The organism is Alteromonas sp. KS69, assembly GCF_003989595.1.
In the GTDB taxonomy this organism is placed as follows: Bacteria; Pseudomonadota; Gammaproteobacteria; order Enterobacterales; family Alteromonadaceae; genus Alteromonas; species Alteromonas naphthalenivorans.
In genome coordinates this window covers 185,952-202,728 of sequence record NZ_PYHU01000003.1, presented here as the reverse complement: position 1 = coordinate 202,728, position 16,777 = coordinate 185,952, and the positions used below count along the sequence as shown (strand labels likewise).

The 16,777-nt window shown below is 41.3% G+C and carries 14 protein-coding genes; 4 read left to right on the top strand and 10 right to left on the bottom strand.

The window, feature by feature from the left end; genetic code table 11:
• Window positions 1–20: 20 nt before the first annotated feature.
• The 8 genes from C7Y69_RS02295 to C7Y69_RS02260 all read right to left on the bottom strand — a co-directional run bounded on the left by C7Y69_RS02295 (window position 21) and on the right by C7Y69_RS02260 (window position 9,195).
• A complete protein-coding gene (locus tag C7Y69_RS02295) occupies window positions 21–1,007 on the bottom strand; it encodes an endonuclease/exonuclease/phosphatase family protein (protein WP_126871663.1) in 987 nt (328 codons plus the stop codon).
• A gap of 86 nt (window positions 1,008–1,093) precedes the next feature.
• Window positions 1,094–2,032 carry a glycosyltransferase family 2 protein gene (locus tag C7Y69_RS02290; protein ID WP_232370652.1) on the bottom strand — a complete coding sequence of 313 codons (939 nt, stop codon included), beginning with the start codon at window positions 2,030–2,032 and terminating at the stop codon, window positions 1,094–1,096.
• A complete protein-coding gene (locus C7Y69_RS02285) occupies window positions 2,029–2,970 on the bottom strand; it encodes a sulfotransferase family protein (protein ID WP_126871662.1) in 942 nt (313 codons plus the stop codon). Before C7Y69_RS02285 ends, C7Y69_RS02290 begins: the two co-directional genes overlap by 4 nt.
• Window positions 2,967–3,902 carry a glycosyltransferase family 2 protein gene (locus tag C7Y69_RS02280; RefSeq protein ID WP_126871661.1) on the bottom strand — a complete coding sequence of 312 codons (936 nt, stop codon included), beginning with the start codon at window positions 3,900–3,902 and terminating at the stop codon, window positions 2,967–2,969. Before C7Y69_RS02280 ends, C7Y69_RS02285 begins: the two co-directional genes overlap by 4 nt.
• Before the next feature lie 20 nt (window positions 3,903–3,922).
• Window positions 3,923–5,251, bottom strand: coding sequence for an O-antigen ligase family protein (locus C7Y69_RS02275; protein ID WP_126871660.1), 1,329 nt, complete (start codon window positions 5,249–5,251; stop codon window positions 3,923–3,925).
• Window positions 5,245–6,330: a GNAT family N-acetyltransferase gene (locus tag C7Y69_RS02270; protein ID WP_126871659.1), complete on the bottom strand. Its 1,086-nt coding sequence runs from the start codon at window positions 6,328–6,330 to the stop codon at window positions 5,245–5,247. The genes C7Y69_RS02275 and C7Y69_RS02270 overlap by 7 nt, the downstream gene beginning before the upstream one ends.
• A 3-nt stretch (window positions 6,331–6,333) precedes the next feature.
• A complete protein-coding gene (xrt, locus tag C7Y69_RS02265; RefSeq protein WP_185864124.1) occupies window positions 6,334–7,701 on the bottom strand; it encodes an exosortase in 1,368 nt (455 codons plus the stop codon).
• Between the two features lie 81 nt (window positions 7,702–7,782).
• On the bottom strand, window positions 7,783–9,195 hold the full coding sequence (locus C7Y69_RS02260) for a TIGR03013 family XrtA/PEP-CTERM system glycosyltransferase (RefSeq protein WP_126871657.1): 1,413 nt from the start codon (window positions 9,193–9,195) through the stop codon (window positions 7,783–7,785).
• Between the two features lie 149 nt (window positions 9,196–9,344).
• Here C7Y69_RS02260 and C7Y69_RS02255 point away from each other — a divergent pair, with 149 nt between their 5' ends.
• The 4 genes from C7Y69_RS02255 to C7Y69_RS02240 all read left to right on the top strand — a co-directional run bounded on the left by C7Y69_RS02255 (window position 9,345) and on the right by C7Y69_RS02240 (window position 14,107).
• A complete protein-coding gene (locus C7Y69_RS02255) occupies window positions 9,345–9,977 on the top strand; it encodes an XrtA/PEP-CTERM system exopolysaccharide export protein (protein WP_185864123.1) in 633 nt (210 codons plus the stop codon).
• A 26-nt stretch (window positions 9,978–10,003) separates the two neighbouring features.
• A complete protein-coding gene (locus C7Y69_RS02250) occupies window positions 10,004–11,572 on the top strand; it encodes an XrtA system polysaccharide chain length determinant (protein WP_126871656.1) in 1,569 nt (522 codons plus the stop codon).
• Window positions 11,572–12,459, top strand: coding sequence for an XrtA-associated tyrosine autokinase (locus C7Y69_RS02245; protein WP_126871655.1), 888 nt, complete (start codon window positions 11,572–11,574; stop codon window positions 12,457–12,459). The genes C7Y69_RS02250 and C7Y69_RS02245 overlap by 1 nt, the downstream gene beginning before the upstream one ends.
• A gap of 241 nt (window positions 12,460–12,700) precedes the next feature.
• A complete protein-coding gene (locus tag C7Y69_RS02240) occupies window positions 12,701–14,107 on the top strand; it encodes a TIGR03016 family PEP-CTERM system-associated outer membrane protein (RefSeq protein WP_232370653.1) in 1,407 nt (468 codons plus the stop codon).
• A 41-nt stretch (window positions 14,108–14,148) separates the two neighbouring features.
• Here C7Y69_RS02240 and C7Y69_RS02235 read toward each other — a convergent pair whose 3' ends face one another.
• Together C7Y69_RS02235 and hldE are read right to left on the bottom strand one after the other, a co-directional pair.
• A complete protein-coding gene (locus tag C7Y69_RS02235; RefSeq protein WP_126871653.1) occupies window positions 14,149–15,216 on the bottom strand; it encodes an XrtA/PEP-CTERM system-associated ATPase in 1,068 nt (355 codons plus the stop codon).
• Between the two features lie 115 nt (window positions 15,217–15,331).
• A complete protein-coding gene (gene hldE, locus C7Y69_RS02230; protein WP_126871652.1) occupies window positions 15,332–16,762 on the bottom strand; it encodes a bifunctional D-glycero-beta-D-manno-heptose-7-phosphate kinase/D-glycero-beta-D-manno-heptose 1-phosphate adenylyltransferase HldE in 1,431 nt (476 codons plus the stop codon).
• Window positions 16,763–16,777 lie beyond the last annotated feature (15 nt).

The window sequence follows — 16,777 nt, the reverse complement described above, 5'->3', positions numbered from 1 at the left end:
CATAGACAGTACATTTCAGCTTATTCACTTTCGACTCCCTTCAATACTACAACCCCGAGAATTGGTAAATGGTCACTACCCATATCTTCTCCCACCTCGGAATGAATAGGCATGAATGCTTTATTTACAAGTAGGTGATCTATGCGCGGGCTTAACAATCTATTTTTACGCGTTAAGCCATATCCATTACCGCCAACGGCGAAAAGGTTGTATAGGTCACCCCAATACTGTTCATATTGGTAGTTTCTATCAGTGATGTTAAAGTCCCCAGCGATGATCACTGCGTCGTTATCGGTCCATTTATCTAATAAAGCGCGAGCTAGACCAAATTCAACAGCCTTTGTATCCTTAAACAAGGATACTTTTGATTCAAATCCTTTCAACGTGTTGAACCTATACCCAAAATTAGATATCGAGGCAAAATGAACATTGGCTAACAGGACTGAATCCCCCCTGATTTTTGCACTGTGCAATGAAACAAACCGACCCCATCCGCCCAAGGGTTTTCTATCCAGACTATCCAATTCCTCAAGTTCAAAGCGCGATAAGATACATAGGCGCTGAACGCAATTAGTATAAACGCTGTCATCTTCACCTACTTTGAACTGACCTAGGCGCGATGCCTCTTGGATAAACAGAATATCTAAATCTTGTTCTATGAACCAATTGTATAGTTCTGCTTTTTCGATACGTTGAGCGACATTGTAAGATGCGATTGAGAGCTGATTTTCATGCTCCGTCGCTGCGGTAACTTTTTTACTGAAAAAAGAGAGGTTAAAAGGTGAAGCAAAAAATATGGCAAGTAATGCTAAGGGGACCAAGTATCGTTTTGACTTTCCGAGAAATATTAACGCAGGAACACACAGTAGAAGCAAAACATAGTCTGGTAGAAAGTCGAGAAAATAAAAAATATCAAATAGCTCTATATTAAGGATAAAAGCTCCACTGACCACGAATACTATACAAAGTAGGAGTATGCTAACTACGCGACATAAAGCAAGAATCATTATTTTCGGTCCCGATATATTTTTAGTGGCTATTTTTAATGGTGTTTGGGCTTAATAGCTAGTCGCGTAACGACGCAGTACACGGGTCATTTTCCATGAATCTTTTTATATTCTTCGTGCTTAACGCCAAATAGCCCCATAAAGGTACCAACGCCAGAACACACCCTGAACAACCCATCAACAAGCGTACCTTTACTGCGCAAAAATAACGCTTTAACTATTAGCAAAACACCGCGTATCACGCGGACAATAGACAAAATACTGCTCTTTAACACAGCTTTTAAAAGCGATTCCTCAAAAATATGCGAACGTGTAAAGCCGATCCCCGAACGAAATCCGCGACGACAAAACCACTTTATATTTTTTCTGCTTGAAGGCATTTCTTCAACAACTGGGGCATCGGTGTAGATACACCTAAACCCAGCATGGGTACATTTAAGCGCAAAATGATAATCACTTGCCCCAGTCATCGCGAAACGTTCATCAAAACAGGGTGACATCTTAGCCAGTACGTGTTTACTCAACAGTAAGTTATTGGTGTAGAAAACACTTAACTCCTGTCCTTCGCTTTGAACGGGTGCTGGGTAAAGAATTTCAGTAGCCCAGTTCTGTTTTCCAGCTTCGTCAACCGAGATAACATGGCTAGTGACGATATCTGCAGCGTACTTTTTGGCACTTAAAACCAAATCCGAAGCCCAAGTTTTCTCTTTAGGCCATTCGTCGTCGTCAATGAATATTAAATAATCGCTATTCATGGATGTTGTAATAGAAACGCATTTATTACGGGCGTATACAATGCCCGCCTGTCCTTCAACGTCATAATGGATTGGTATACGGCCAGAACGACGCTTATCTACAATGTCCTTTGTTTCTTTATCACATGCGTTATCGACAACTAAAATAGAAAGCGTTAGATCTTCTGAAAATACCTGCTCCTGTAGAGCGTCGAGTAACCGAGCTAACCAAATAGGCCTTTTACAAGTGATAATAGCAATAGTGACTTTTTCCATGGCTGGCTTTCTCAATATTTGGTTCTTAAAAACGATTCAATTCTTTTGAGCGGCCAACTTAGCTTCCACCAAATAGATTCATAGGCATCTAAAAAGTGACGTTTGAAATAAACCTCTTCTGTTTTGACCGCATTCAAATGCTCGGAAAGCACACCCGACAAAGACGCTAAATAAACTTTATATTCATTAACTGACTCGGCTAGGCGGGCTTCATCCACCACGTCACTACTGAGTATTTCAAAGACTTCCATTGCAAGGTGAACAAGAGGCTCATTAGGTACCTCTACTGCCTTTTGATTCTTTAACTTTTTATCTATAAAACTTTGCTTTGGGGTATTTTTCCCAGTAGATATTTCGAAATGTTCAAATATTTTTCTTGCTGAATCATCTGGAGTATTTAACAAATCTTGATACTTCAGGATGAAAGGGTTCAGCCCTTTAGCTCCGATGTAACCAGAAAGCGTATAATTTAGCCAAAGGTGCATCGATTTATTAATAGAAAATCCATCTCGCTTTTTAAGCGAACCATGAACTTCCATTGGTGAACGTAACATCAAAACAAAATTAATTTTGATTCCTTTACTGTCGAGTACCTCTCTCCAGAAAGGCAATAGCAAGGTAGTTCTTGGGTCTTTCATACCCCAAAGGTTTTTTTTTGCATAATCTTTATCTAAAAGATGTTGAGCTTGAGCTTTATAACCTGCCAAAGAATCCGCGACTTCAGGGGTGATGCAAAGCGCTAACGGGTGATCCCAAGATAATAATTGCTCGTCCAAAAGCCTGTCATTAAGATCCACAAGTAAGGAGTTTTCGAAGAAGCCTTTTTCGTTGACCCCTTTTTGGGGTGCAAACAAAGAACTTCCCATAAAAACACCCAGTTCGGAAAGAAGACCCGAAACGGCAGAAGTCCCGCTTCTGTGCATACCGACCACTACAATCGCATTTGGCTTCATGCCACCTCCCCTTTGATTCTTTTTCTCATTTTCTTAATAGACACCAATAATGAGCGAGGCGTCACTTTTAGAATCAAGGATGTGATTAATAAATCTATTCGGTATCTTTTGAGCATCCATGCATTTGAATAGCAAGAGGAACATTCTTTAAGCTCATTGATATAGAAAAAGTTGCTCGCATAGTGACGATAAACCCGGTACTTAGCTTCTTTACACCATGCTCTTTCTTGTTCAGTTAAACCGCTAATTGAGGATATTTTACTTATGCAAATTAAATCTGCTGTAAGCATTTTTGCCTCATTGAGTGAGTAGTTGGCACCATGGATTACGTAAGTTGCCAAGGGTTCACTCACTACGCCGAAGCGCGTAATTCTTGCTAACCGAAGCCACACATGCCGATCGTCAACACCATGCAATTCTCGACTTTCGTCGAAGCCTCCTATTTCTAGAAGTAAATTTCGCCTCGCCATTCCAGTACAACATGAAATAAAATTTTGCATTAATAAGGCTTTAAAACATTCACCCTCAAAGCGCGGCTTACTAATACTAAAATCACCGTTTCTATCAACTTCAATCCAACTGTAAACAACGCCAACATCAGGGTGCTGCTCAAACGCTTCCATTTGCTTTTCAAGCTTGTTTGGCTTCCACAAATCGTCTTGATCACAAAAGCCAACGATATCCCCTTCCGCGTACTCAATGCCTACATTTCTCGCGGCTGCTACTCCGCCATTCTCTTTGAAGACATATCGAACTTTAGGGCTATCAAGGTATTTTTCTACAACATGTTTGGATGAGTCTGTGGAGCCATCGTCCACTATAATAATTTCATAGTTTTCATAGGCTTGAGCTAAGATACTGTTAAGCGTCTTTTCTACCGTTGCCTCACCGTTGTACATAGCAACAATGATACTAGCTTTTAGTTGATTCAATTGATTGTTCTCATCTATGTTTACAGTGATAGTAATATTCTTATGGCAAAGTAAAGCGCCCCTAAACTTAGGACTGCTAACCCACCAATTTTTCTTATTATGCCGCCGTTAAGTGAAAGTGGCGTAATTTTTCCGACTCGGTAATACATCGCCGCTACCATTGCGACAAAAATGTACACGACCATTATATAACTGCGGCTGATGAAAAATGCAGTAACAGCGTACCCAATTAAAGCAACCAACAAGTACTGGCTTAAGACCTGCTCTTTTTTAAGCGCCTCTTCATGTCCAGGGCTAACATCATTGCATTTCATAACACTCAAAAGCATATAAAGGGCTGTAATCATAAACATAGCCCACATGACATATCCGAATATTCCAAGCTCCGCCATTACCGTGACATAGGTATTATGTGCAACCTTCGAATGATATTCTAAAAAGCGTTCTTTACCGAAGCCAAATAAGGGTCGATGTTTAAGCATTTGTATACCTTCGTACCATGCGGTTAAACGTTGACTTGCGCTCTCGTCATCCTTACTGATTTTCCGAAAAGTCCCCATCGCAACGAGTACACCTGGAATACTTATTGACGCTAAAATTATGGCTTTAACTTTACCGAATTTTATGTAAAACAAACAAAAGAAAACACTCAAGAGCCCTAGAAGTGAGCCCCTACTGCCACTCCAATATACTCCCATACATAGCATTAAGACTGAGGCCAGCGCCCCCACTTTAGTCACCACGCCTTTGCCAGTTAAGAGGAAGTACACAGCGACAGGCATATTCATGACAAGAAACATTCCCATATCATTGGGGTCGTTAAAAGTACCAACAAACCGGGCCTGAACCGACTCCCCACCACCATCATAACGGTAAACCACTGACTCAGCCCATCCTTGGCCTGTCGGGCTTTGTATTTGGCTGTAGGCGTGCTGAACCATAATTAATGACGAGCTTAAAAATATGAAAAAAATCACATTCTGGCGTTTGACCGTGCTCAGTAAACTGAAGTAGAGAATAAACGGAATAATGTTGGCGTTAACCCATTCTATTAACTTACTCAGGTCGCTAAAATAGCGAAAAGCACGAATTTCTGATAGCAACATAGAGAAAAGCAGTAGAATTAATAACGTACATTGGACATTCCAAATCTTCGGCCTGAAGCTCACTAAATAGGAGAAAAACGTCAGTATCAGAAACGTTCTCAATAATGGAAATTCAATATCAAATATCGGCCATTCGTGAGGACGAGCGAGCAGTAAAAAAGTATAAATCGCAAGTAGGAAGAACCCGAAAGAGGCATGATTGGCAGAATTACTATTCATTTGCATACTTTTGTTATTTACCATGACACTCTCCCTAAGATTCGAACTCTTAGGTAACTTAATGCTTTCATAATAGCGGTTCGCCAACACTCGAAGAAAAATGTAGTGCTGTACTTATGAAAAGTGAAGCTGTAAATGGGTTGTTTATATTCCGTAATGTCTTCTTTGTAGCTAGGAGGCATTGATAGTAAAAAGTCATAATTATTTAGGTTTAATATGCGGGCCTGTCGAAGTTGAGCGCAATGCAGAAGCATACCTGGAGAAATATTGGGTTTAAAAGAGGTGTCTACTCCACTTTGGTAAAACACTAGGTCATCACCGGATATCATTGAATAATTAACCGCTATCGTTTGTTCATTTTTTTTTATAGCGATTAAAGACAACTTTTCAACTGCTAAAAGCTTTTGCAAAACACTATTGTGAAAGGCGTCAAATAACGGGTGGTCAAAAATAGAAGGGTGTCCAGGTCGACGCCATTTTGTATTGTGAAGACGCTTCAATTCATCAAAGGCAAGCTCTAAATCCGAAACATTTTCTACAACATGATAGGTAATACCACGCTTTTCAGCAGCCTTAAGATAGCGGAAAGTTCTTTTTTCGAGCTTGGTTTTACTATCTCCGGTATTAATAAAATACCGATTCCCTTTGAACTCCTTAAGGTTTTTATACCCTAAATATTCAAACATCATGCTAACTTGATTTTTTTCTGTTGAGTTTGAAACAACTAATTTCTTAAGGCCAATAGTGTCAATCGCCTTTTTGAGTAGTTGGTTAATCTCGGTACTAATTAACCGAGCTGACAGCATATCCAGGCCTTCACTACATACTTCTGCAGCTTCTGGTTCTCCGCTACCTACAAACCAGAATACGCCAGCGCGGTCCCCTGCTCGTTTATAAAGAGGCAATAAGCATACTAGCTCATCAAGATCCCAGACTGTCACTACCGCCAATACCGACACACAGTTTTTAAATACACTTATCCATGTCGTTATCCATTCATAACTAAGAAAAACATTGCTGTTACTTGCACTAGCATAAAGCTTCTGCCAAGACTCCTTGCTCTCTACTATTTGTTGTTCTGAGTCTAAAATGCGCACTTCCATCACTTAAAAACCGGCATGTGGGGAGTTCTTTGAGGATGTAGCGCTCGATGAAGAGCAATCATCGGGGCATTTAGTCACGGTCACCACCAAACGATGAGTATTAACCCCTTTCAATGCGCTTTTAATTCGAGCAAGTTTAAAATTCCGTACAGAAGAAAACGTTTGGCCGTCAATGATATAAACATACTTAATAAGCCAAAAATCCCCCACCTTGTCACGACTTACTACCTGATTTTCCCCGTCAGAAATCACTTTCGATATTGACGTGTGGTCGCTAGGTATAATGGTATTTAAGTAGAATGATGCTTTGTTATCTAATTCTTCGGCATTGAAATAAAAGACACGCTTTTGCTCGTTATTAACATCACTGGCAACGCTGCAGACAAAAGAGTAATTGAGTACGTCTAAATTGATATGATTTCGGGTATCAAACTCAGCCTCACAATTTTCAGGTAGGACGGTACTATTTTGAATAGACATTTGCGCTGCATATGATGAAAAACAGAGAATCATTACTGTTGCTATTACTACTGTTGCCGTTAGTGGCGAATTTTTTTCTGCTGCTTCAGGTGATACCTCGGTGACGGGATTGATTACACGCATTCTTTCGTCTGCCTGTTCTAATTTTCCCCCCAGATAAAACTGAATTAGTGCCACGGGAACATAGATATACCAACCAAAGTTGTTGTGGTCAGTCATTAGAGAGCTTTCCATATTGGTATAATCTCCAATAAGAATAAGGAAAACTATTCTTAGCCAGTTAGTTACTAATGCGCCTACGATTGCAAACAATATGAAGATAAAAGCGCTTTTAAATGTTCTAAGGTAAAGAAATACGTAAAGTGAACTTATCGCAAGCGATACGATGATATACCGCAAACCACTACACCCCCTTGCGATTTCAAATACACCTGCTGGAATAGTAACAAATTCATTTTCTACAAAAACGGGAATATCCGTAAATGACATGATAAATGTCACCATAAATACAGAAAGTTCTTGAAAAAAGCCGGCGAATGCCCCCCAAAAGGGATAGATGAAAATTAAGTACGAGAGGGGAAATATGAGCGACCAACTCAATCTAAAAATTTGTAAACTCAAAAGAATAAGCAGCGAAAGGGACAATGACCAATACAGAAGGCTAATTTGAGACCAGACACTTATCCAAAATAAACCACCAATAACAATGCCTGCAGCTAACCATCCATAACTAATTTTTGTTCTAAAAATCAGTTTTTGCTGTTCAGCTGCAGTGTATATCAGATATAAAATAATAACGGGTATTAAGTAAGCGTGAGAGTACGTGCCGTCGTCAAAGCCGTTATCCCACAATGTCTTCATAACGGGAAAGTTTAATAACGCCCAACCCAATATGACCGTAGCCATTGTAACAAACGCAATTAGGCCATTCCTTGCTAGCATACTCTTAATCCCTATTTGAATATTTGAAGGCTATCTGCCTTTTCCAAATAACACCACTTCAACAGTTCTGATAAGTATAAGAATATCTAGTAGAAGACTTTGATGCTTAACGTAATAAAGGTCGAACTTAAGCTTTTCCATGGAGTCTTCCACACTTGCCCCATAGGGGTAATTGAGTTGCGCCCAACCAGCCAACCCGGGTTTAACATTATGGCGCTGGTTATAATAAGGTACTTCTTTTACTAACTGCTCAACAAACTGAGGCCTTTCAGGGCGAGGACCAATGAAAGACATTTCACCTTTAAACACATTAAGTAATTGAGGTAGTTCGTCGATACGATACTTTCTAATGAAATGCCCAATTCGCGTTACTCGATCGTCATTTTTACTTGCCCATTTAGCACCGTCTTTTTCGGCATCAGGTCGCATGCTTCGAAACTTCAGTATTTTGAACAGCTGCCCATTTAAACCAACTCGCTCTTGAGCATAAAACACCGATACCCCGGTGCGTCGACCGTCATCAAGATAGATGATGAGTGCAGTAGTGAGCATGATTGGCCATACAAATATAAACACAAAAAGTGCCAGTAAAGCGTTAAGGCTGTAGTCAAGCGCATCTCTGAGGTAATTTTGGCTCTGGAAACCATTTGAGTAGATAACCCAACTTGGATACATCAAGTTTACTACAATTTGCCCCGTCTCCCTTTCCATGAAGTCGAGTAATTCGGTAACCTCAATACCACGCAGGCGACATTCAAAAAGGACTTCAACGGGCAAGGTGCCACGACGTTGATCACACGCAATGACAATTTCTTCAATATCATTGTCGTTTATAAACTGCTGAAAGTTCTCATCCACCTTTATGTGAACGATTTTTTCTCTGCGAATACCGTCTTCTCGGTTATCACCAGGGATAGGCACAAACCCAACCATTTCGAATCCGATTCTATCCACATCGCGACGCATCCGCTTTTCAATAATTGATGCTCTTTCACCCGCCCCTAGCACCACTATACGAACTTTACCTAAACCTAAAAGCCCTAAGCGGTTCGTAAAGTAGCGAAAAATGACCAGTGTGATGATAATCGAAAATACGGCAGCCGGCAGGAAATAGGCATCCATCACCAGATTATCGAACAACGCCCTACTGACGATTTCAACAAGGAAGTAACTTAGCCCCACACTGACAAAAATCCGTCTTATAATGCCGCGAAAAGTTTCCCTAAGTTTTGCTTCATACAGACCCACAGACAGTGAGCAAAGAAGAATCGATACAGTAAGTAAACCTACGTTAATGATCAGCTTTTCCGGTGGAACTTTCGAAACAAGCCCAACCTGTGTGAGGATAAAGTACGTAATGTATCCCATATAAGCTATAAGTAGCGCTTCTGTTACTACAAGAATATTAGAGCGCTTATTTTGATTTCGCTTATTTACTGCCACCCCTGGCCCCTTAATACTACGAACTAATCCCCATCATAGAGGGATTTATTCTAATAGACTAGAATTGTTATTGGCATTATAGTGAGATTTGCCGTAGGGTAAACACCGAAAGCTACAATTTAACCATAATGAGTGTAGGATGATCTCTTATGTTTCGTTTAAAAAACATGCATTTAAGCTTTGCATTTTTACTAGTTTCAATACTTGTTGGGTGCTCGAATACTTCAACTCTCCCCCAAGCTACCACCAGAGCATCATTAACAACCGATGTAAATGAATATCAATACCTAATCGGCCCTGGCGACTCGCTAACCATTTTCGTTTGGCGAAACCCTGAAGTATCCGGTCAGTTTATTGTTAGACCTGATGGGAAAGTAACCACGTCATTGGTCGAAGATATCGATGTGGCAGGACGCACGCCCTCTATGCTGGCTCGCGAAATTGAAGAACAGTTATCAATTTATATTAATAACCCTCGCGTTACCGTGAGTGTTAATAACTTTTCTGGCCCGTTAAGTGAGCAAGTAAGAGTTATTGGGGAAGCCACTAACCCAAGCGCGGTCAGTTATACTGAACACATGACATTACTCGATTTAATGATAGCTGTTGGCGGATTAACTGAGTTTGCCGACGGTAATAACGCAAAATTAGTACGCGTGATCAATGGTCAGCAATCCACATTTTCCTTAAGTATTGACGACTTAATTCGAAGCGGCGACATTCAACAAAATGTAGACATTCTCCCTGGCGATATAATTATTATTCCAGAAGCTTGGTTTTAGTTCTAAGTAGTAAACGGAACATTTAAATGCAGGATTTACAACAAACCTTACTCCAATTTTTAGATTTACTAAAAGGGATTTGGATTAAGAAACGTCATGTCATTATTATGTCATGGATGATTTGCCCGATTGGCTTCTTCATGGTTGCCAACTTGCCCGATCAATACACCTCTACAGCAAAGGTTTACGTTGATACCCGTTCGGTGCTCCAGCCACTTTTGAAAGGTCTTGCTATTCAGTCCAACCCCGATCAAGAAGTCAAAATGATGGCTAGGACGCTTTTAAGCAGAACCAATGTTGAAACGATTGCCAGAGAGAGTGATTTAGATATCACCACTAATTCAGAACGAGAGTTTGAAGACTTAGTAACCCAACTATCTTCATCAATTGTTTTGCGTTCAGCTGGCAGGGACAATATCTATAACATCTCATTTGCTAATGCTAACGCGATTACAGCTCAGCGGGTTGTGCAAGAAACGTTAGACCTTTTTGTAGAAGGCTCGTTAGGAAACAACCGCCGAGACACTGATACTGCGGGGCGTTTCTTAGAAGAACAAATAGCTGAATATGAAAGCCGACTAAGTGAAGCTGAACAGCGACTCGCCCAATTCAAACGGCAGTACAACAATATACTTCCCCTTTCTGGTACATATTATAGCAGTCTTCAAAGCCTCAATGCAGAACTTGAGCTTACTCGCTTGAATATAAAACAGACTAAGCAACAGGTAGATTCTCTTAGATCACAAATCAAGAAAACATCTGCAACGGATAGCTTTGCTGTATCTAACCAAGAAAATTCAGGCTTAAAAACACGGTATGATGACCGTATCCGAAAACTGGAGGAAGAATTAGACCGCCTTCAATTAAGATTTACTGAAAAACATCCCGATGTGGTTGAAGCTAACTTGCTTTTATCTAGTCTGGAAAAATCCCGCCAACGAGAAATTGATGCATTCCTTTCAAGTGTTGACGAAGAAGACCAATTACCCCTTAATGATCTAACTCAGGAAATCCGGCTTGAAATGAGTAAACTTCAAAGCGAGGTTGCTTCATTAGAGGTAAAAGAGACAGATTTACAAAATAAAATTGCTGAGCTTGAATCTAAAGTCGACTTAATCCCACAGATTGAAGCCGAGTCTTCAGCGCTAAATAGAGACTATGGAATAACGAAGAAGAAATACGAAGAATTATTGTCACGCCGAGAAGCCGCTGGGCTTTCAAGACGGGCAGAGGTTTCTGCTGAAGAACTCCAGTTTCGTATTATAGAGCCGCCTCTTGCCGCCAGTTCGCCGTCAGGCCCAAATAGACTCATCCTATACACCGCAGTATTACTTGCTGGTTTTGGCTCTGGTGTAGGCGTAGCGTTTCTAGTGAGTCAACTTTCCCCTATATTAATTAGACCTAAACAATTAAACAGCCTATCTGATTATCCAATTTGGGGAACGGTCAGCCATTTGAATATTGTGAACATTCAGAAAAAAAACAAATTTAGATTATTAATCTTCGCCTTGTCCTGCGGGATGATTCTGCTGCAATATGGTATATTAGTGGCCGCAGAGATGATGAATATTAATTTAATCGAGAGGTTTTTCTAATGTCTAATACAATTGAAAAAGCATTGTTAAAACAAAAACAGAAAAACGCTTTAGCAAATAACTCGAATGAGGAAAGCGCAAGTAATAACGTTCCCGAACCTCAACGTGAAGCCACTGACGCTGCTAAGCCAGAGACTACATCCCCCAAAAGTAGTTTTAAAATTAATCTCCAGAGGCTAAGCGGTAATGGTCACATCTCTCTTTCTGGTGAGCGTAGGCAAATTAACGAAGAGTACCGAGAAATTAAGCGAAAGTTACTCGCTAACGCTTTTGGCCCACTCGCTAAAACCCTTCATAACCCTAATATAATAATGGTTACAAGCAGTCGCCCTTCTGAAGGTAAAACATTCACTGCGACAAACCTCGCATTGAGTATTGCAGCAGAACAAGATAAAACCGTCCTGTTAGTTGACGCAGACGTTCTTAAACCTAATGTGCTAAACACATTAGGTTTGGAAAGGCGCAAAGGGTTAATGGAGTATCTTGTCGGTGAGGTCGACGATATTTCTGAGGTACTTTACTCTACCAATATCGACAAATTGAAAATTATTCCTGCTGGTCGCTCGCATCACCTTTCTACGGAGATGCTTGCTAGTCATAAAATGCATGAAACAGTTGATGAATTTGCTAACCGATACCCTGATCGAATCGTTATTTTCGACACGCCTCCTCTTATCGGTATTAATGAAAGCGCTATTTTAGCTAATTTCGCAGGTCAAGCAGTGGTTGTAGTAGAGGAAGGTAAAGCGAAACTTAGTGACGTTAAAATGTCTGTAGAACGATTGAACCCTGATATGGCAATTGGATTTGTAGTTAACAAATCAGTGCATTATGACACCGATGGAAGCGGATATTATGGATACTATTATTCTGAGCGGGAAGATTAGAGCACATTTGGCTATATCTCTTACAAGGAACCTTAAACCAATAGCCGCTATCTTTTCGGCACTTTTTAGCTGCTCACTTTACGCTAATGTTGAATTGAGCGGCTCTACAAATGCGGATTATATTCATCAAAACGTTAGCTCTGAGTCTCTGGGTAATTTTTCAATTGATACACTTAAAATAGTCCCAACATTAAACGCTACTTATCAGTCACCTACTCTTTCAGGAGCTTGGTCTAGTAAATTGACGTACTTACAGCGTAGTAATGACATATCGGATGGAGAGCAAAGCTATACGGAGTATTCCTATGGGGGACAATGGGCACCGCTAGAACGTTTACTTGTCATCTCGGCGTCAGGTGCTCTTGCTTATAGGAATACCAGCTCTGCAAACTATCTAGTATCTGATTTTCTAAGTAATTCTGATTCTCTTAGCAAAACACGCTCGAATAGAGTTTTAGCACAATTAAATATTCAACAAGGCGATTGGGTTGCATTAAACGGTGTGGCCAGCTACTCCGACGTGGCTTCAGAGCGCTCATCATTGGTCGATGGCCAGGCTTTGGATAATGATACGATAAGCCTCTCAGGAAGCGCATCAAATGGCGATAAAGTCAAAAGCGTAGTGTGGAATGTAGAAGGTGCCTACCAAAATACCGACCGTGCGCAGAATAGCTCTGGTAGTTTTATAACTCGCGAGGGTGACGCCTTTTTAGATGCACTTCTGTACAACGATTTTGGATTAAGATTTGCTGCCCAACATGAAGCAAACCAAATTTCTAATAGAGATGATACGTCTAGCACAGTCCGTGAGTATACAAGCTATGGTGCAGGCCTAGTCTATCGACAAAGTGAAACTCGATACATTGCCGTCACGTTTAATCGGAGTAACTCGAGCATAGAAGAAGACGATGAGGACTTTGTTGGTGCAGAATTTTCTTGGGCACTCAGCTCCAGAACTTCGATAGGCGCGACGTTCGGAAGACGATTTTACGGTGACTCAGCTTCTGCCAATATCGATTATAACTCTAAACACTTTAGATCATCATTTGCTTATTCAGAAGAAGTGACGAATACGTCACGTTTGCTTTCAGATCCGGAAAGTCTAGGCGTTTTTGTCTGTCCTATATCATCAGCGTCTATTTCAGAATGCTTTCAGCCTAACAGCTTGAGCTATAGTCCAACTGCGTCTGAACAGCTTGTAGAAATCACTTCCCAAAATTTGGAATTCGACGACAGCATAATTCTTCGCAAAGGGGCAAATGCTCAGGCTGGTTATAGCTTTTCTAGGCTAACGTTAGGATTGTCTTGGCGGTATGCTGAAGATGATTACCTTGACCAAGACAGATTAAGAAGAACATATTCATTTGGTACTAGCCTAGCTTATAGCCTTGGCAGCTACACAACATTAAGCACAAATATAACCTTTGCCAATATCGAACAACGTTCGGGAGATATAAGCGCCAGAGGAGAAACAGACAATTGGAACAGTAGTGTTAGCATACAAAGAGAGTTGGGGCGGCACCTAGTTACAAGCTTGCAAGTGACGGTTCTGGACCAATCAGGTGATTTGAACTCTGGCATTGCCCAGTTCGGAAATAACTATAAAGATAGAAGAATTACAGCATCTTTAACTTATACCTTCGACTAATCCTTATCGACAATGAGTGGAAACGCATTTTTCTAGCACCTCTACTCACTTTTATCAGTACTCTTCAGTCTTACGTACGTTTTAAACTTCTTCTTCATTAGTTTATCTACATACTGCGTCATTTTAACCTTATGCGATATTGCATCGTCTAACGCATCTACTAACTCCGCCAACATATCAAGATAGTACTTACTATCTCGTATGATATTCCCACCGGGAGTCATAATCGTTTTGTTTTCAGGGTGCTCTGCAAAGTCATGAGTTTGGGACGTTGAATGGCCCAACCCACTCTCAGGCTCAAACATTTCAGCTTTAACTTCATCTATTACCTCACTTACCGCCTCTTCATCAAAGCTTTTAAGCTCCTCTAAAAAGCCAAACAGCATGATACGATCCATCAGCGTGTTTATTTTGCGGGGCACACCGCGGGTAAACTGATAAATACGCTCATAGGCCCCTTCTGAAAATAAATCTTCGCCGTTCCAGCCAGCATGATGTAAGCGATATTCAATATACTCTTTGCACTCATCTAACGTGAGCGGCGCTAAATGGCATGAAGCCACTATACGCTGCCTGAACTGCTCCATATTGGGTGCTCGTAAAATAGGTTGCAGCTCTTCTTGCCCTAATAAAAAACTTTGTATCAATGGCTTACCATTAAGCTGAAAGTTAGACAGCATACGAAGCTCTTCAATAGACTCTAAGGGTAAGTTCTGCGCTTCATCAACAAGCAGTAATGCGCGGCGCCCTTGGGTGCTTAGGTCGTATAAGAACACCTCAAGCATCTTTAAAATTTCAGCTTTGCTTCTTCCGTCAGTGTTGATATCAAACTTTGACGCCACCATTTTAACCAGCTCATCAGGAGACAGTTTAGGGGTGACTATTTGGGCTGCAAAAATATCGTCTTGAATTTCAGCCAGCAAACTATTCGCGACGGTGGTTTTCCCCGTACCAATATCACCTGTGATAACAATAAACCCTTCTGCCTGCGACAACCCGTACTGAAGGTATGACATGGCGCGCTTATGCCACTTACTGGCAAAAAAGAAGCCTGGGTCTGGTGTTAACTGAAAAGGTTTAGCGTTAAGTCCGTAGTAACTTTCGTACATGCTGATATCCGTTTGAAAAACTGCTCACATTGCTAGCTCACCGATTAACTCAGGGGCTAGCAAACGACTACATTTTATATTTACTGAAATAAAGATTGAGGTAGCGACGAAAATGCTAGGTTAACTTGTTTCGTGTTATACGCTCAATGATCCCGGTGGTAGAAACGCCATCTTCAAACGTTAACACTTGGACCTCGCCGCCATTGGCAATCACTTCTTTACCGCCAGCGATTTCATCGATTTGATAATCACCACCTTTCACCAATATATCTGGCAATAACGAGGCAATTAATCGCTGTGGCGTATCTTCAGTGAAGGGCACAACCCAATCAACTGCACTTAAGCCAGCTAGTACTGCCATACGGCGATTAGTGTTGTTTACAGGCCTTCCAGGGCCTTTAAGTTTCGTCACAGAAGCATCGGTGTTTACTGCCACAATAAGCCGGTCACCTAACTGCGCGGCTTCTTCTAAATAAGCCACATGACCAGAATGGAGAATATCGAAACAACCGTTCGTCATTACAATACGTTCGCCCCTAGCTTTCGCCGCAGCCATCGCCATCTCAAGCTGACCTTCGGTCATCACACCGCCATCGAGATGCACAGATTGTTCACCTAAGGCTAGCGCTAACTCGGTATTGGTAACGGTAGACGTACCTAATTTCCCAACCACCACACTGGCCGCTAAGTTGGCCAATACACAAGCCGCTTGCAGAGGTAGTTTGCTTGCGAGCGCCACGGCTAGCGTTGATACCACAGTATCGCCGGCACCCGTTACGTCATAAACTTCTTTGGCCTTTGCAGGTAAATGAAACTCTGCATTGTTTCCTTCGAACAAGGTCATCCCTTGTTCAGAGCGGGTTAGCAGTAGCGCATCCAAATTAAGCTCAGTTTTAACCTGCTGTGCATTTGATACTAATGATTTCTCAGAAGTAGACTCACCTACCACATGGTTTAGTTCTTCCATGTTCGGTGTGATAAGCGTAGCGTTAGCGTACTTTTTAAAGTCACTGCCTTTAGGGTCGACAATAACGCGCTTACCTTTTGCTTTAGCTGCTTGGATTAGCGCTTGGGGGTTGCTTAAGCACCCTTTGGCGTAGTCAGATAATATAACAATATCAACATCATCAAGGGCGCCATCGAACGCGCTTTCTAGTTCAGATTTATCTGAATCAGCAAAGCTCTTTTCAAAATCTAACCGAAGCAATTGCTGATTACGGCTCATCACTCGAAGCTTAGTTATTGTATCTTGGCCTTCAACCGCAAAAAACTGGCAGTCGATATAATATGACTCTAAGCGCTCACGTAGTAGTTTGGCATTTTCATCGTTACCGCACATACCGAGTAAGGTGACTTTTGCCCCAAGGGTAGCCACGTTAACAGCCACGTTTGCCGCGCCGCCTGGGCGGTCTTCAGAAGACTGCACATTCACTACAGGAACAGGCGCTTCAGGGGAAATACGACCTGTGCCACCGCTCCAATAGCGGTCTAACATTAGGTCACCTACAATAAGCACTTTCGCTTTACTAAAATCTGGTAAAATCATTGATGAGACAACTTT

Excerpts from the sequence above, each read along its gene's own strand:
- C7Y69_RS02295 (WP_126871663.1), bottom strand. The coding sequence starts at position 1,007 with ATGATTCTTGCTTTATGTCGCGTAGTTAGCATACTCCTACTTTGTATA.
- C7Y69_RS02285 (WP_126871662.1), bottom strand. The coding sequence starts at position 2,970 with ATGAAGCCAAATGCGATTGTAGTGGTCGGTATGCACAGAAGCGGGACT.
- C7Y69_RS02275 (WP_126871660.1), bottom strand. The coding sequence starts at position 5,251 with ATGGTAAATAACAAAAGTATGCAAATGAATAGTAATTCTGCCAATCAT.
- C7Y69_RS02270 (WP_126871659.1), bottom strand. The coding sequence starts at position 6,330 with ATGGAAGTGCGCATTTTAGACTCAGAACAACAAATAGTAGAGAGCAAG.
- C7Y69_RS02255 (WP_185864123.1), top strand. The coding sequence starts at position 9,345 with ATGTTTCGTTTAAAAAACATGCATTTAAGCTTTGCATTTTTACTAGTT.
- C7Y69_RS02250 (WP_126871656.1), top strand. The coding sequence starts at position 10,004 with ATGCAGGATTTACAACAAACCTTACTCCAATTTTTAGATTTACTAAAA.
- C7Y69_RS02245 (WP_126871655.1), top strand. The coding sequence starts at position 11,572 with ATGTCTAATACAATTGAAAAAGCATTGTTAAAACAAAAACAGAAAAAC.
- C7Y69_RS02235 (WP_126871653.1), bottom strand. The coding sequence starts at position 15,216 with ATGTACGAAAGTTACTACGGACTTAACGCTAAACCTTTTCAGTTAACA.
- hldE (WP_126871652.1), bottom strand. The coding sequence starts at position 16,762 with ATGATTTTACCAGATTTTAGTAAAGCGAAAGTGCTTATTGTAGGTGAC.